At 73.9% G+C, this 13,485-nt stretch carries 20 protein-coding genes; 8 read left to right on the top strand and 12 right to left on the bottom strand.

The window, feature by feature from the left end:
- Positions 1-4: 4 nt before the first annotated feature.
- From KDL28_RS08815 to KDL28_RS08805, 3 genes are all read right to left on the bottom strand, one after another.
- Complete coding sequence (locus KDL28_RS08815; RefSeq protein ID WP_252436890.1) at positions 5-1,021, bottom strand: sigma-70 family RNA polymerase sigma factor; 1,017 nt, start codon at positions 1,019-1,021, stop codon at positions 5-7.
- A gap of 2 nt (positions 1,022-1,023) precedes the next feature.
- Positions 1,024-1,485: a hypothetical protein gene (locus KDL28_RS08810; RefSeq protein ID WP_252436889.1), complete on the bottom strand. Its 462-nt coding sequence runs from the start codon at positions 1,483-1,485 to the stop codon at positions 1,024-1,026.
- A 110-nt stretch (positions 1,486-1,595) separates the two neighbouring features.
- Entirely contained in the window at positions 1,596-2,351 is a 756-nt protein-coding gene (locus KDL28_RS08805; protein ID WP_252436888.1) for an SAM-dependent methyltransferase, read from the bottom strand.
- A 251-nt stretch (positions 2,352-2,602) separates the two neighbouring features.
- On the opposite strand from KDL28_RS08805, the gene KDL28_RS08800 reads away from it, so the two are divergent.
- Positions 2,603-2,809 (top strand): hypothetical protein, encoded by a 207-nt coding sequence (locus tag KDL28_RS08800; protein ID WP_252436887.1) that lies wholly within the window; start codon positions 2,603-2,605, stop codon positions 2,807-2,809.
- A 25-nt stretch (positions 2,810-2,834) separates the two neighbouring features.
- Positions 2,835-3,425, top strand: a complete 591-nt coding sequence (locus KDL28_RS08795) for an O-methyltransferase (protein WP_252436886.1) — start codon at positions 2,835-2,837, stop codon at positions 3,423-3,425.
- Here KDL28_RS08795 and KDL28_RS08790 read toward each other — a convergent pair.
- The 4 genes from KDL28_RS08790 to KDL28_RS41390 form a co-directional block, all read right to left on the bottom strand.
- Positions 3,418-3,741 (bottom strand): DUF3140 domain-containing protein, encoded by a 324-nt coding sequence (locus KDL28_RS08790; RefSeq protein ID WP_252436885.1) that lies wholly within the window; start codon positions 3,739-3,741, stop codon positions 3,418-3,420. The two genes, KDL28_RS08795 and KDL28_RS08790, sit on opposite strands and share 8 nt — an antisense overlap.
- A 49-nt stretch (positions 3,742-3,790) precedes the next feature.
- Positions 3,791-4,852, bottom strand: coding sequence for a TIGR03617 family F420-dependent LLM class oxidoreductase (locus KDL28_RS08785; protein WP_252436884.1), 1,062 nt, complete (start codon positions 4,850-4,852; stop codon positions 3,791-3,793).
- Positions 4,853-4,924: 72 nt separating this feature from the next.
- On the bottom strand, positions 4,925-5,143 hold the full coding sequence (locus tag KDL28_RS41395; RefSeq protein WP_308215963.1) for a RidA family protein: 219 nt from the start codon (positions 5,141-5,143) through the stop codon (positions 4,925-4,927).
- 14 nt (positions 5,144-5,157) lie between these two features.
- Positions 5,158-5,346, bottom strand: a complete 189-nt coding sequence (locus KDL28_RS41390) for a hypothetical protein (RefSeq protein ID WP_308215962.1) — start codon at positions 5,344-5,346, stop codon at positions 5,158-5,160.
- Positions 5,347-5,416: 70 nt separating this feature from the next.
- Between KDL28_RS41390 and KDL28_RS08775 the strand changes: the two genes are divergently transcribed.
- Both KDL28_RS08775 and KDL28_RS08770 read left to right on the top strand, forming a co-directional pair.
- Positions 5,417-6,034, top strand: coding sequence for a TetR/AcrR family transcriptional regulator (locus KDL28_RS08775; RefSeq protein WP_252436883.1), 618 nt, complete (start codon positions 5,417-5,419; stop codon positions 6,032-6,034).
- Positions 6,035-6,161: 127 nt separating this feature from the next.
- Positions 6,162-6,920: an SDR family NAD(P)-dependent oxidoreductase gene (locus KDL28_RS08770; RefSeq protein ID WP_252436880.1), complete on the top strand. Its 759-nt coding sequence runs from the start codon at positions 6,162-6,164 to the stop codon at positions 6,918-6,920.
- Between the two features lie 91 nt (positions 6,921-7,011).
- On the opposite strand, the gene KDL28_RS08765 is transcribed toward KDL28_RS08770, so the two are convergent.
- Both KDL28_RS08765 and KDL28_RS08760 read right to left on the bottom strand, forming a co-directional pair.
- Positions 7,012-7,833, bottom strand: coding sequence for an MBL fold metallo-hydrolase (locus KDL28_RS08765; RefSeq protein WP_252436879.1), 822 nt, complete (start codon positions 7,831-7,833; stop codon positions 7,012-7,014).
- Between the two features lie 49 nt (positions 7,834-7,882).
- Positions 7,883-8,140, bottom strand: coding sequence for a DUF7218 family protein (locus KDL28_RS08760; protein WP_252436878.1), 258 nt, complete (start codon positions 8,138-8,140; stop codon positions 7,883-7,885).
- Positions 8,141-8,244: 104 nt separating this feature from the next.
- Here KDL28_RS08760 and KDL28_RS08755 point away from each other — a divergent pair, with 104 nt between their 5' ends.
- Complete coding sequence (locus KDL28_RS08755) at positions 8,245-8,772, top strand: hypothetical protein (protein WP_252436876.1); 528 nt, start codon at positions 8,245-8,247, stop codon at positions 8,770-8,772.
- Positions 8,772-9,254, top strand: a complete 483-nt coding sequence (locus KDL28_RS08750; RefSeq protein WP_252436870.1) for a DUF421 domain-containing protein — start codon at positions 8,772-8,774, stop codon at positions 9,252-9,254. Before KDL28_RS08755 ends, KDL28_RS08750 begins: the two co-directional genes overlap by 1 nt.
- Positions 9,255-9,258: 4 nt before the next feature.
- On the opposite strand, the gene KDL28_RS08745 is transcribed toward KDL28_RS08750, so the two are convergent.
- Positions 9,259-9,846, bottom strand: a complete 588-nt coding sequence (locus tag KDL28_RS08745) for a CGNR zinc finger domain-containing protein (RefSeq protein WP_252436868.1) — start codon at positions 9,844-9,846, stop codon at positions 9,259-9,261.
- A 69-nt stretch (positions 9,847-9,915) separates the two neighbouring features.
- Between KDL28_RS08745 and KDL28_RS08740 the strand changes: the two genes are divergently transcribed.
- Positions 9,916-10,662, top strand: a complete 747-nt coding sequence (locus KDL28_RS08740; RefSeq protein ID WP_252436867.1) for a class I SAM-dependent methyltransferase — start codon at positions 9,916-9,918, stop codon at positions 10,660-10,662.
- Positions 10,663-11,030: 368 nt separating this feature from the next.
- On the opposite strand, the gene KDL28_RS08735 is transcribed toward KDL28_RS08740, so the two are convergent.
- The gene (locus tag KDL28_RS08735) at positions 11,031-11,447 is read right to left on the bottom strand and encodes a VOC family protein (RefSeq protein WP_252436865.1); all 417 of its coding nucleotides are present in this window, start codon (positions 11,445-11,447) and stop codon (positions 11,031-11,033) included.
- The gene (locus KDL28_RS08730) at positions 11,444-11,962 is read right to left on the bottom strand and encodes a pyridoxamine 5'-phosphate oxidase family protein (RefSeq protein ID WP_252436864.1); all 519 of its coding nucleotides are present in this window, start codon (positions 11,960-11,962) and stop codon (positions 11,444-11,446) included. Before KDL28_RS08730 ends, KDL28_RS08735 begins: the two co-directional genes overlap by 4 nt.
- 181 nt (positions 11,963-12,143) lie before the next feature.
- On the opposite strand from KDL28_RS08730, the gene KDL28_RS08725 reads away from it, so the two are divergent.
- Positions 12,144-13,481, top strand: a complete 1,338-nt coding sequence (locus tag KDL28_RS08725; RefSeq protein ID WP_252436862.1) for a purine-cytosine permease family protein — start codon at positions 12,144-12,146, stop codon at positions 13,479-13,481.
- Positions 13,482-13,485 lie beyond the last annotated feature (4 nt).

The following is a 13,485-nucleotide window of genomic DNA, read 5'->3' as shown; positions in this document are numbered from 1 at the left end:
GCCCCTACAACCCCGCCGGGCCCGCCGGATCATCGGTCGGGTCGAGGCTCGTCGGCAGCCCGAACGCGACGAACACCTCGGCTCCCAGGAACGAGACGACCTCCTCGATGCGGTCGCCGCGCAGGGCCAGCACGTCCAGGGCGCAGGCGACCCACGGTCCGTCGGGCCGCTCGCGCAGGTAGGTGGCGAAGGCGAGCTGGCCGTTCGCGCGGGCCGGCCGGAACCGCCACCGCCAGGCCAGCGGGCCGTCGGTCAGGAACGCGCGGATCGCGTCGTGGCCCTCGTACCAGGCCGCCAGCGGCGGCATCGCGTAGCGGGCGTCCTCGGTGAGCAGTGCGAGGATCCCGTCGACGTCGCCCGCCTCCCACGCCGCGGTGTAGCGGTGGGCCAGCTCGCGCACGCCCGCGTCGCCGAGGGCGCGCTGCGCCTCCTGCTGGCTGCCGGCGCGGTCGCGCAGCGTGTGGCGGGCCCGCTGCAGCGCGCTGGTCACCGCGGCCGTGGTGGTGTCGAGCATGGCGGCCGCCTCGGCGGCGGAGAACGCCAGAACCTCGCAGATCAGCAGGGCGGCGCGCTGGCGGGCGGGCAGGTGCTGCAGCGCGGCGACGAATGCCAGCTCGACGCCCTCGCGCAGCTCGTAGCGCTGCTCGGCGCTCTGCCCTGGTGCGTCGAGCCGGTGGTCGGGGTAGGGCTCCAGCCACGACCGCTCGGCCACCTCGGCCGCGCCGGGGGCCAGGTCGGTGGGCAGCTCGCGGCGCCCGCGCCGCTCCAGCAGCGTCAGGCACCGGTTGGTGGCGATCCGGTAGAGCCACGGCCGGATCGGCCCGCGGTCGTCGAAGCCGGGCAGGCCGCGCCACGCGCGCAGCAGCGTCTCCTGCACGACGTCCTGGGCGTCGTGCAGGGAGCCGACCATGCGGTAGCAGTGCGCCTCCAGCTCGGCGCGGAACGGCCCGACGAGGCGGTCGAAGGCGCCCGCCTCACCGGCACGGACCGCCGCGATCAGGTCGGTCTGCGCGTCGGCCACGCTCAGCGCCGGTAGGTGATCGCGAAGTCGAGCTCCCAGGTGCGCCCGCCGTCCGGGGAGGTCTCCCAGCGGCCGTCGACGGTGGCGCCGTCGGCGCTGAACTCGCCCACGAAGCGCTGGGCGAAGTCGAGCGGCGAGAAGTCGGGCTCGGTGCGCAGCAGCGTCCACGTGCCCCCGGCCAGGGACATCCGGTAGAGGCGGGTGACGCCGCGCGAGTCGAAGTAGTGCTGGCGGTAGCCGTCGCCGTCGGGGGCGATGACGGTCATGCTGTCCGGCACGGGGTCGGGGGCGTGCGAGTGCGCCACCAGGTACGCGCCGCCCAGGGCCCACTCGTAGGTGACCGTGCCGGCCATGGCGTCCGGGTCGGTGACGCCCCATTCCGGCGGGGGCGTCGGCCGGACCTCCCACTCGCCCACGAACACGTCGAGGGCGGCGAGGGCGGGGCTGCGGTCGGTGGTGGTCATGGCTGGTCCTCCCGGTCAGGTTGTACTGGTACGACTCCGGCCGCCCGCACGACTCACCGGTCGTGAGCGGGTTTCACGGCTGGGACCGTGAAACCCCACTCACGACACGGTCAGCGGCGGGCGACCAGCAGCAAGCGCGGACCGCCCAGCCCGTACGGCGTGCCGTCGGGGTCGCCGAAGAGCTCGACCCCGACGAACCCGGCCGACCGGACCAGCCGCACGACCTCGGCCGCGGTGTAGACGTGCTGCACGCTCGTGCCGCGGTGCACCTCGGCGCCGCGGCGGAACGTGAACTCGGTCAGCCACCGGCTCTCGACCACGTCGTAGGTGTTGACCTGGGTGGCCTCCACCCCGCCGAAGGTCATCGGCTCCTCGTCCAGGCCCAGCCCGGGCAGCAGCGACTCGGCCACGAACGCGTAGTCCAGGACGAGTGCGCCGCCGGGCACGACGAGCCCGGCCAGGTCGGCCAGGAACGCGCGGGTGCCCTCGTGGTCGAGGTAGCCGAACGCGTTGCCCATGCAGATCGCGAGGTCGGCGCGCACGTCCGCGGGCAGCGCGCGCATGTCGCCGACCCGCAGGTCGAGCGCCAGGCCCTCGGCGTCGGCGACGGCCCGGGCGAACCCGACGGCCTCGGCCGACACGTCCAGGCCGGTGACCCGGTGGCCGTCGCGGGCCAGGTCGAGGGCGTGCCGGCCGCTGCCGCACGCCACGTCCAGGACGCGACCGCCCGGGGGCAGGCCGGTGGCCCGCTCCAGGAAGTCGATCTCGGCGGCGGTCGCCGCGGGCGGCACGGCCGCGCGCCAGAACGCGTTGGGCAGTTCGGTGAAGAAGTCCGCGTACCAGGCGGACGGGGGATCCTGCGTCATTTCCGGTGTGCTCCAAAAGGGGTGCTCGTGAGACGTGCTGACGAGGCACCGGGGCACGACGAGGGCGCGCGCCGACGCGCGCGGGGACGGCCGACGGTCGGCCGTGTCGTCATCCGCCCCGGTGCGGCCGGGGGGTGACCATGGCATCGCCTTCTCGGGACGGGAACCGGAACGAGCGACGCGAGGCTAGCCGAAGCCCTCGACACGCGACCAGCGGATTTCCCCCCGCCGCGTCGGGCAGGATCGGGCCGGTGCCGCTCCTCGTCGCGCCCGCCCTGCCCCGCAACGCCCTGGCCCGGCACGTCCAGCCGACGCTCGCGGACGACCTGAGCGTCCTCTCGACCGGCGGTGTCCTCCGCCCTGCCGTCCGCCTGCCCAGCGGGCAGTTGCGCCGGCGCATCGAGGACGTCCGCGAGCAGCTCGACGAGCTGGAGCGCCGGTCGAAGGGGGACGGCTGAACGCGGCCGGTGGGATGATCCGCCCGTGGACCCCACGGTGCAGCAGATCATCGACGACCTGACCCGGGCCGCGGAGGAGCACGACGCGCGCCAGGCCGACCGGCTCGACCGGTGGCGCGTCCTGGAGCCCGACGCCGGGCGCTTCCTCTGGTTCCTCGTGCAGAGCCTGCACGCCACGACGATCGTCGAGATCGGCACGTCGCGGGGGGTGTCGACGCTGTGGCTGGCCGCCGCCGCCCGCGCCACCGGCGGCCGCGTCGTCACCATCGACACCGACGCCACCGTCCAGGAGCACGCCCGGCGCAGCGTCGAGCGCGCGGGGCTCTCCGACCTGGTGTCCTTCCGGGTCGAGGACGGCGGCGCGGCGCTGGCCGGCTACGGCGACGGCGAGCTCGACCTGCTGTTCCTCGACGCGGAGCGCACCGAGTACCCGGGGTGGTGGCCGCACCCGTCGCGGGTGCTGCGCCCGGGCGGGGTGCTGGTGGCCGACAACGCCACCTCGCACCCGGAGGAGATCGCGCTGCTGCGCGAGCTGGTGGAGGCCGACCCGGCGCTCGTCACGACCACGATCGGCGTCGGCAAGGGGGAGCTGCTGGCCCTGCGCTCGCTCACGTGAGCGGGTCGTGGCCCCAGTTCATCAGGGAGTGCCGCCACGTGGTGTCCTCGACGTCGCCCTTCGGGCGCTGGGCGAGGTGGCGGTGCACGTAGCCGACGACCTTGCGCATGTGGGCGCGGTCGTCGTCGGTGAGGTCGGCCTTCTTCGTGCGGAGCAGCTCGACGATGCGCCGGCCGGACGCGTGCCCGGTCGACTCGCCGCCGTCCTCGTGCTGCCCGGCCGCCTTCGACTCGTCGGTGTCGAGCCACTTCTCCAGCTCGCCCGCGGTCATGTTCACGGCGTCGTCGAACTCGGCCCGCACGTCGTCGTCAGCCATGGGCGTGAGCTACCCGCTGCCGGACGGATCAACCGGCTGCTCCGGTCGCTCAGAAGCCGCGCCGGATCGCGGCGACCTCCGCGGCCAGCCGTTCGTGGTCGGCCGGGCCGGCGACCGGGAGGCTGAACTCCACCGCCGAGCACACGCCCTCGTAGCGCCGCCAGACCCGTTCGGCGATCTCGTCGTGGGTGCCGACGACCGCGATGGTCCGCACCATGTCGTCGCTGACCAGGCGCTCCATCTCGGCCCACCGCTGCGCGCGCGACAGCGTCGACAGCTCCTCGGCGACGTCGTCCCAGCCGTGGTGGGCGAAGACCGGGCGGTAGGTGCGCGTGGAGGCGTAGAACGAGATGCGTGCGCGCACGTCGCTGACCCGCTTCTCCAACTCGCCCTCGGTGGCCGCGGTGACGATCAGCGGGCTGGCCACCACCTCGATCGCGCCCGGGTCGCGCCCGGCCGCGGCGGCCCCGCGGTCGACGGCGGGGCGCAGCACCTCCTCCAGGTAGGCGCGGGTGCAGATCGGGTGCGGCCGCACGCCGTCGGCGACCTCCCCGCCGATCCGGGCCATCCCCGGTCGGACCGCGGCCAGGTGCACGGGGATGTCGGGGTGCTCGATCGGGCCGGGGTCGAACAGCGGGTTCATCAGCGTCAGGTCGTAGTGCTCGCCGTGGTGGTCGAGCGGCACGCCCTCCTGCCAGGTGCGCCAGACCGCCCGCACCGCCTGCACGTACTCCTTGATCCAGGGGCCCGGCGCCGACCACGCCATCCCGTACCGGCGCTCGATGTGCCCCTTGACCTGCGTGCCCAGGCCGAGGGTGAACCGCCCGCCGGACAGCCGCGACATCGTCCACGCGGTCAGCGCGAGCGCCGTCGGGCTGCGGGGGAAGGCGATGACGACGGCCGTGGTGAGCCGGATCCGCTCGGTGCGGTCGGCGGCGACGGCGAGCGCGACGACCGGGTCCTCCTTGGTCTCGGTGAGGGCCAGGCCGTCGAAGCCGAGCTGCTCGACGAGCTGGGCCTGGCGGCCGAAGGAGCGCATGTCGACCGTCGTGTCGGCGGGCCGCAGCCCCGGATCGACCTTGCCCAGGGGCAGCTGCGTCTCGACCCTCACCCGATCACTCCCTCGTCGGAGCCCGCACCGTCCCGCCGAGCCTGCGCCAGGCGGGCGTGATCGGCAAGGCCGTCAGGGCAGCACGGCGACCGCGTCGACCTCGACGAGCAGGTCGGGCTCGCCCAGCCCGGCCACGCCGATCAGGGTGATCGGCCGGGTCGGGTCGAGGCCCAGCCGCTCGGCGGCGCGGCCGACGCCCGCGCCGAGCGCGGGCAGCTTGTCGGGCGACCAGTCCACGACGTACACGGTCAGCTTGGCCACGTCGGCGAAGCTGCCGCCGACGGCCTCCAACGCGGCCGCGACGTTCAGGTAGCGCCGTTCCGGGCGGCCTGCCCGCCCGGCGCGGCCAGGGCGCCGGGACCGCCGGGCGTGCCGTCGGCGGTGCGGGCGACCGGGCCGGCCAGGTAGACGGTGCGCGAGCCGGTGGCCACGGCGACCTGGCGGTAGTGCTCGGGCTGGGGAAGCGACGGCGGGTTCAGGAACTCGACGGGCACGGGGTCCTCCTCTGGAGACATATCAACGCTATGTATCGCAAGTTATAGCACTGCTATGTATCCTGGGCAAGTGCCGAAGACCGCCCCGCCCGAGGTGCGCGCCGCGCTGGTCGAGCGCGCCGCGACGATGCTGGCCCGCCGCGAACCGGTGACCCTGCGCTCGGTCGTCGCCGGGACGGGGGCCTCGACGATGGCCGTGTACACGCACTTCGGCGGCATGCCCGGGCTGTGGCGCGCCGTGCGGCAGGAGGGCTTCGAGCGGCTGGCCGCCCGGCTGGCCACCGTGGCGCCGACCGACGACCCCGTGCACGACGTCGTCGCGCTCGGCGCGGCCTACGTGGCCAACGCCGTCGCCCACCCGCACCTCTACCGGGCGATGTTCGACGAGGCCGCCGACCTCGACGACCGCTCGGTCGCCGACGGCGGTCTCGCCGCGCTCGTCGCGGCCGCGGAGCGGGCCCGCGCCGCCGGCCGGTTCGCCCCGGACTGCGACCCGGAGCAGCTGGCGCTCCGCTACTGGGCCAGCGGGCACGGGCTGACGACGCTGGTGCTGACCGGGGTGCTGCCGCGGGAGGTGCTGCTGGCCCAGTGGCCGCGGATCGCGAAGGCGCTGTTCGTCGACGCCGGCGACGACCCCGCACGGTGCGCCCGCTCGGTCGACGCGGCCTGGCCCCCGCACCTGCCCTAGCCGCCGCCACCCACCCGTCGAGAACGAACTCGTCGTCGTTTTGGACCGGTCCACACGACAACAGCGTCGTTCTCGACAGGGTGGTGGGGCAGGTTGGGGTGATCATCGGTGGCACGGGGAGGACCACATGGGGCGGCTGGACGCGAAGACCGCGATCGTCACCGGCGGGGCCAACGGCCTCGGCGAGGCCATCGCCACCCGGATGACCGAGGAGGGCGCCACCGTCGCCGTCCTCGATGTCGACGCCGACGGCGGCCGGCGGGTCGCGGCGGCCCTGCCGGGCGCGACCTTCCACGCCTGCGACGTCACCCGCGAGGCCGACGTCGAGGCCGCGATCGGCGCTGCCGTGGCCGCGCACGGCCGGCTCGACGTGCTGGTCAACAACGCCGGGATCACCGGCGCCGCCGGGCCGTCGCACGAGCTGGCGCTGGCCGACTGGGAGCGGGTGATGGCGGTGAACAGCACCGCGGTGTTCCTGTGCACCAAGCACGCCGTCCCGCACCTGCGCGCGGCGGGCGAGGGCAGCGTCGTCAACATCTCGTCGATCTTCGGCCTGGTCGGCAGCGGCGGCATCCCGGCCTACCACGCGTCGAAGGGGGCGGTGCGGGCGATGACCAAGACCGACGCCCTCGCCTACGCCCCGGACCGCATCCGGGTCAACTCGATCCACCCGGGTTACGTGTGGACCGAGATGGTCCGCGCCTCCACCGACCGCGCCGGGCTCTCCGAGCCCGACGCCCGGGCCCGGCTCGACCCGCTGCACCCCCTCGGCGGCGTCGGCCGCCCCGACGACATCGCCTGGGGCGTGGTCTACCTGGCCTCCGACGAGGCCCGCTGGGTCACCGGCGCCGAACTCGTCATCGACGGCGGCTACACGGCCCGCTGACCCGACCCTCCACCCGTCGAGAACGAAGCTGTCGTCGTTTTGGACCGGTCCAAACGACGACAACTTCGTTATCGACGGGTGGGGGCCGGGGTCAGGTGAGGTGGTCGAAGTCGCCGCGGACCCAACCGATGTACCGGTCGGCCGAGCGGCGCACGGCCGCGTGGGCGTCGGTCGGGACCTGGTTGCCGAAGTTGCTGTAGAGCCGGTCGAACTCCAGCCCCTCGACCGCCTTGGCCACCCGGTCGACGACCGCGGCGGAGAGCGGGATGCGGTTGGGGTAGCTGCGCTGGAACGACACCCACGTGCGGTCGGGGCAGGCCATGATGGTGTCGCCGGCCAGCAGCACGCCCTTGCCGCCCGCGCCGGCCGCCCAGTGCGCGACGGCGCTGCCCGGGAAGTGCCCGCCGATCTGCACCAGCGCCAGCCCGGGGGCGATCTCGGTGCGGCCCGACCAGGTGCGGATCACCGGGTCGGGGCGGGCGATCCACTCCCGGTCGGCCTCGGCGACCAGGACCGGCGGACCGCCCAGCGCGCGGCTCCACTCCACCTGCACGCCGAACATGTGCGGGTGGCTGGCCGCGATCGCGACCACCTCGCCGAACCCGCGGACCTGCTCGACGAGCCCGTCGTCGAGGTAGCCGATCGGGTCCCACAGCAGGTTGCCCGCCGGGGTGCCGACCAGCAGGGCGGTCTGGCCGATGCCGACGCTCGGCGCGGTGGTGATGCCGTGCAGGTCGGGCTCCAGCTCGGCGACGCGGGCCTCGCGGCCGGAGGCGGCCAGCTCCGCCAGCGTCGTCCAGACCTGGCCGTCGGCCGGGACCCACTGGCGCTCGTCGGCGCAGATGCGGCAGACGTCGATGCGCTCGGCATGCTCCACGGCGCACGTCGCGCAGACGGGGAAGGTTGTCTCCACACCACCACCCTTCCCCCCGCACCGGGGTCCCGGTCAAGCGGCTCGTCGGTCAGTGGTCGCGCAGGGCCTTCACGAGTTCCTTCTTGCCCATCTTCGACCGGCCCTTGATGCCGACCTCCTTCGCGCGGTCGAGCAGTTCGTCCTTCTTCATGTCGTCGTACTTCGACGACTTGCCGCCCTTCTTCGCCACCTTCTTGCGCCCCTGCGCGGCCGAGGCGTTGGCGATGCGGGCCGCCTTCTCCTTCGACGCCCCGCTCTCCTTCACCTTCTCGTAGGTCTTCTTGTCCTTGACGCTCGACTTCGCCATCTCGGCCTCCTCGATCGACTTCCCGCGGAGTTGCCCGGATCGGTCGCCGCCGAAACGCGGCGTGTCGTGGGCAGGCCCGCAACCGGTTCTGGTAGTCAGCGGGGGTGACCGATGCGGGGGACTCGGACTCGACGCTGGCCGACGTCCGGCCGGTCGAGCGCGGCCCGCGCCGCACCCGGGCGCGCAGTGCCGTGGTCGGGCTGCTGCTGGTGATCGTGCTGGCCGGTGCGCTCGGCCTGTTCGGGGTCCGCTCCACCACCACGACGGCCTCGGCGGGCGGCTACACGCTGTCGGTCACCCACGCGTGGGTCGCCCGCGCCGGCCTGGACGTGCCGTGGTCGGTCGAGCTGCGCCGCGACGGGGGGTTCGACGGCCCGGTGACGGTCGCGGTGACCGGCGAGTACTTGGACATCTACGAGGAACAGGGCCTGGACCCCGAGCCGGCCAGCCAGACCGCCGACGCCCAGGACGTCTACTGGACGTTCGACCCGCCCCCGGGGGACACGCTCGGCATCGACTTCGACGCCTACATCCAGCCGGCCAGCCAGTGGGGCGCCAGCGGGACGGTCGCGGTGGTCGAGGACGGGCGGCGGGTGGTCTCGGTGGACTTCACGACGGCGCTGGTGCCCTGATGGAGATCGTCGTCCGGGCCGTGGTCATGTTCGGCTTCCTGTGGCTGGTCACCCGGGTGGTCGGCCGCTCGACGCTGGGCGAGCTGAGCACGTTCCAGCTGATCCTCTACGTGACCATGGGCGACATGGTCCAGCAGGCGGTCACGCAGCAGGACTACTCGCTGACCTCGGGCGTGCTCACGATCAGCGTGTTCGCGCTCCTCACCATCGGCATCTCCTGGGTCAACGCGCGCTGGTCGAAGGCCCGGCCGATCACCCACGGGGTCCCCGTCGTGGTCGTCAAGGACGGCGAGCCGTTGTTCGACGTCCTGCACCGGGAGCGGCTGTCGGTGGACGACCTGCTGGCCGCGGCCCGCGAACAGGGCATCCGCCGGCTGTCCCGGATCGACCTCGCGGTGCTGGAGGCCGACGGCAAGATCTCGTTCTTCACCGCAGGCGCGGACGAGAGCAGCGGCGCCCCCTCCCGACCGCCGGTCGGCTGAGCGTCTACCCCGCCGGGGTCGTTTCCCGGCGGGCTCGGAACGCGGCGGCCTTGACCCGGTTCTGGCAGGCCGTCGAGCAGAACCGGCGGGTGCCGTTGCGCGAAGTGTCCAGGTAGGCGCGGTCGCAGCGGGGCGCCCGGCACAGGCCGAGGCGCTCGACGGCGGGTCCGCCCAGCACGATCGCCAGTCCGGTGGCCATGCCGGCCGCCCAGCCCGCGGCGGTGGCGGCGTCGGGCCGGTGGAAGTGCAGGTGCCAGCCCTCGCCGTCGTGGCGCGTCAGCGTGGGCACGGCCTCGGCGTCGCGCAGCACCTCGTTGAGCCGGGCGCAGGCGGCGTCGAGGTCGCCCGCGTCGACGTGCTGCACCACGGCCCGCATGCGGGCGGCCCAGCCGGCCAGCTCGGCCGCGACGGGGTCGGTCATCGGGCCGTCGGACGGCCGGCTCACCGGGGCGACCGCGGCCGCGACCGCCGCGGTCAGCGCCGCACCGGTGGGCGCCTCGACCGGTCGTCCGCCGCGCTCGCCCGGGGTCGCCGCGTTGACGAGCGCGACCGCCACCCGGACCACATCGCTCATGTGACTGTCGAAGTCCACTTGACCAGTTATAGCAGCTACAGCTAGCGTCACTGTCGTCGGATTAGACAGCAGTGACGGAGGTGGGTCATGCGGGCTACGGTGGCGCAGCGGTGGATCCAGCGGTGGGACGCGCAGCAGGAGCGCTACATCGCCGACCGCGAGGAGCGGTTCCGCGTCGTGGGTGACGTCGTGGGGTGGGCGCTGCGCGACTCCGGCGGCGCCGGCCTGGTCGTCGACCTCGGCTGCGGGCCCGGGTCGCTGGGTGCGCGGCTCGCCGCGACGCTGCCCGGCGTCGAGGTCGTCGGGGTCGACGCCGACCCCCTGCTGCTCGGGCTGGCCGAGGCGGGCAGCGGCGTGCGGGTGGTGCGCGCCGACCTCACCGACCCCGGCTGGCCCGACGCGCTCGGGTTCGACGGCCCGTGGGACGCCGCGGTGTCGTCCACCGCGCTGCACTGGCTCGCCCCCGACGACCTGGCCGCCCTCTACGCCGCGGTCGCCGCCCGGCTGCGCCCCGGCGGCGTCTTCGTCGACGCCGACCACCGCGCCCTCGACGGCCCGGACGCCACCGACCTGGCCCGGCACGTGCGCGCGGCCCGCGCCACCCGGGCCGGGGTGGACGACAACGAGGACTGGCGCTCGTGGTGGGACGCCGCGCTCGCCGACGCCGACCTGGCCCCGCTGCTGGAAGCCCGCTCCCGCGACGGGGCGGCGCACAGCGCGGAGAGCGACCTGACGCTCGGCCAGCAGTCGGCCCTGCTGCGCGAGGCCGGGTTCGCCACCGTCACGCCGGTGTGGCAGTGCGGCGACGACGTGGTCGTGGTCGCGGTCCGGTGACCGGAGCTCGAGCGGGTGACGGCGCCAGCGGTAGGACCGGTCGGCGTAGCGGGGGTTCGGCGACACGGGTGCTTCGTCGCCGTTCGTGACCCGTGCTGCACCATCGGTGCCACGCTCCCCGGCGAGACCGGCCAGGAAGGTGCCCGCCATGTCGAGCCCGCAGCAGCCGTACGGCCCGCCCGCGCAGTTCCCGCCGCCCTGACGCCGCCCTGCCGGGCCGGCCGGGGGAGGCCGCCCCGCCGGCGAGGTGTAGCCGACCGCGGGACCGGCGCCACCGCGCGCACCTTCTGACCGCCGCGCACACCCCCTGACATGTGCGCGGTGGCCGGACGGTGCGCGCGGTGCCCCGGGGCCCGGTGGGGCGCCGGCTAGGGACGGGACGTGATCTGCTGGACCGCCCAGCCGTTGCCGTCGGGGTCGCTGAAGAAGCAGAAGCCGACGTTGTTCAGGTCGTCGTCCTCCCGGGCCGGGCGGATGCCGTCCTTCGTGTAAACGCGCACCTCGCTGACGTCCACCCCGCGCCCGGCCAGCTCGGCGCGGGCCGCGCGCACGTCGTTGACGACCAGCTGCAGCCCCTCCTGCGCCCCCGGCGCCAGCTTCGTCATCCCCGAGCTGATCACGATCGAGCAGCCGGACCCGGGCGGCGTGAGCTGGGCGAAGCGGGTGCCGTCGCCCATGTTGGCGGTGTCGTGGTCGACGGCGAAGCCGACCTTCTCGGCGTAGAACGCCTTCGCCCGGTCGATGTCGGTCACCGGCACCTGCACGACCTCCAGCGTCCAGTTCACCGCGACCCCCCGGCGAAGCGGTAGCGGGTCTGGCTGTAGGGCGCCTTGCCGAAGGCGAAGGCGGTGCTCGGCTCGATCCGGTAGACGTGCGCGAGCCCGCCACCGCCCTCGAAGCCGCCGTCGAGCACGTCGAAGTGCCAGTCGGCGCCGTACTTCTCCTCCCACGCCGCCGCGAGCGCCTTCAGCTCGTCGGGATCGGTGACCCGCTGGACCCGCCCCTCGACGACGACGTCGAGACCGCCGCGCAGGGCCGGGGTGCCGGTGGTGAGGACGACGTCGGGGTTCGCGGCGATGTTGCGGGCCTTGCGCTCGTGGGGGCCCGCGCAGATGTGGGCGCACCCGTCGCGCCAGACGGAGATCAGTGAGGTGACGTGCGGGCGGCCGTCGGGGCGGACGGTGGACAGCCAGTAGACCTCGGCGTCGGCGAACCGCTGCTCGGTGGTCTCCCAGGGGACGGGGGTGGCGTCGGGTTCGCCGTAGCGGGGGTCGATGTCGGTGGCGACGGGTGCGGTCATGCGATTCTCCCTTCCTCGGATGGGGGTATGACCGCCGGACGGGCCGGATCTCATCGCCGCGCCATCCTGTGCGTTGTGCACTGCCCGGGCCGCCGCACCGGGCATCCTGCCTCGTGACCCCGGTCTGACCTCGGATCTAGCGTGGCCCCACTCCATCACCGCCCGAGAGCCGGAGGATGCCATGGCAGGTCAGGTGGGAGTCGACGACTACGCGCTCACCCGGGTCCCGCAGGAGGCCCGGTACTCCTGGTGGTCGGTCGCGGTGCAGCGGTTCGGCCAGGTCTCGGCGCTGAGCCAGTTCCTGCTGGGCTCGACGCTCGGGTTCGGGATGGACTTCTGGACGGCGTTCTGGGCGTTCACGCTCGGTGCGGTGATCCTGGAGCTGGTCTCCATCGGGGTCGGGATCATCGGGGCCCGGGAGGGGCTGCAGACCTCGCTGCTCGCGCGCTGGACCGGGTTCGGGCACGGCGGTAGCGCGGTGGTCGGGCTGGCCATCGGGATCAGCCTGATCGGCTGGTTCGGCATCCAGTCCGGGGTGTCGGCCCAGGGGCTGACCAGCCTGATCGGCGGGCTCCCGACCTGGCTGTGGTCGCTGTTGTTCGGGCTCGCGGTCACCTTCATCGTGCTGTGGGGCTTCGCCTCGATGAAGTGGGTCGCCTACATCACCGTGCCGGCGTTCCTGGTGCTGGTGGCCTGGTCGATCGGGAGCGAGCTGTTCAACCACGACATCGGCACCCTGATGACCGGGCCGCCGCCGGGGCCGGCGCTGACCCTGCTGGAGGGCACCACGCTGGTCGCGGGCGGGTTCATCGTGGGGGCGGTCATCACCCCGGACATGACCCGGTTCAACCGCAACTCCGCCGACGTCGTCAAGCAGACGGTCGTCGGGTTCACCCTCGGCGAGTACGTGATCGGGCTGTCGGGCGTGCTGCTGGCCCACGCCATCCGCTCCGACGACATCATCACGATCGTCACCTCCTCGGTCGGCTGGGTCGGCACGCTGGTGATCATCCTGGGTACGCTGAAGATCAACGACTGGAACCTCTACAGCTCCGGGCTGGGCCTGGTGAACTTCGTCGGCACGGTGCTGGGCAAGCGGATCAACCGGGCGATCGCCACGCTCTGCCTCGGCGTCGTCGGCAGCGTGCTGGCCGCGGCCGGCATCCTGGACAGCTTCATCGGGTTCCTCACCGTCCTCGGGGTGGCCTTCCCGCCGATCGCCGGGATCATGGTCGCCGAGTACTTCGTGGTGAAGCGCTGGCGCGGGGAGCTGGAGGCCAGCCGGGCGCAGGGCAGGCTGCCCGAGTCCGCGCCGACGTGGGTGCCGGCCACGCTGGTCATCTGGGTCGGCGCTGGGCTGATCGGCTACTTCGTCAGCTGGGGCCTGCCCAGCATCAACTCGCTCGTCGCGGCCTTCGTGCTCTACGTGGTCGCGGGCAAGCTCGGGCTGGTCCGCGGCGTGGGCACGAGCCCCACCGCCGACCTGTCCGACCCCGAACTCGTCTCCACGAAGGACTGACGCG

It is taken from the genome of Pseudonocardia humida (assembly GCF_023898865.1).
GTDB lineage: Bacteria > Actinomycetota > Actinomycetes > Mycobacteriales > Pseudonocardiaceae > Pseudonocardia > Pseudonocardia humida.
Note: the sequence above shows the minus strand (reverse complement) of the source record. Positions and strands in the feature narration are given on the sequence as shown.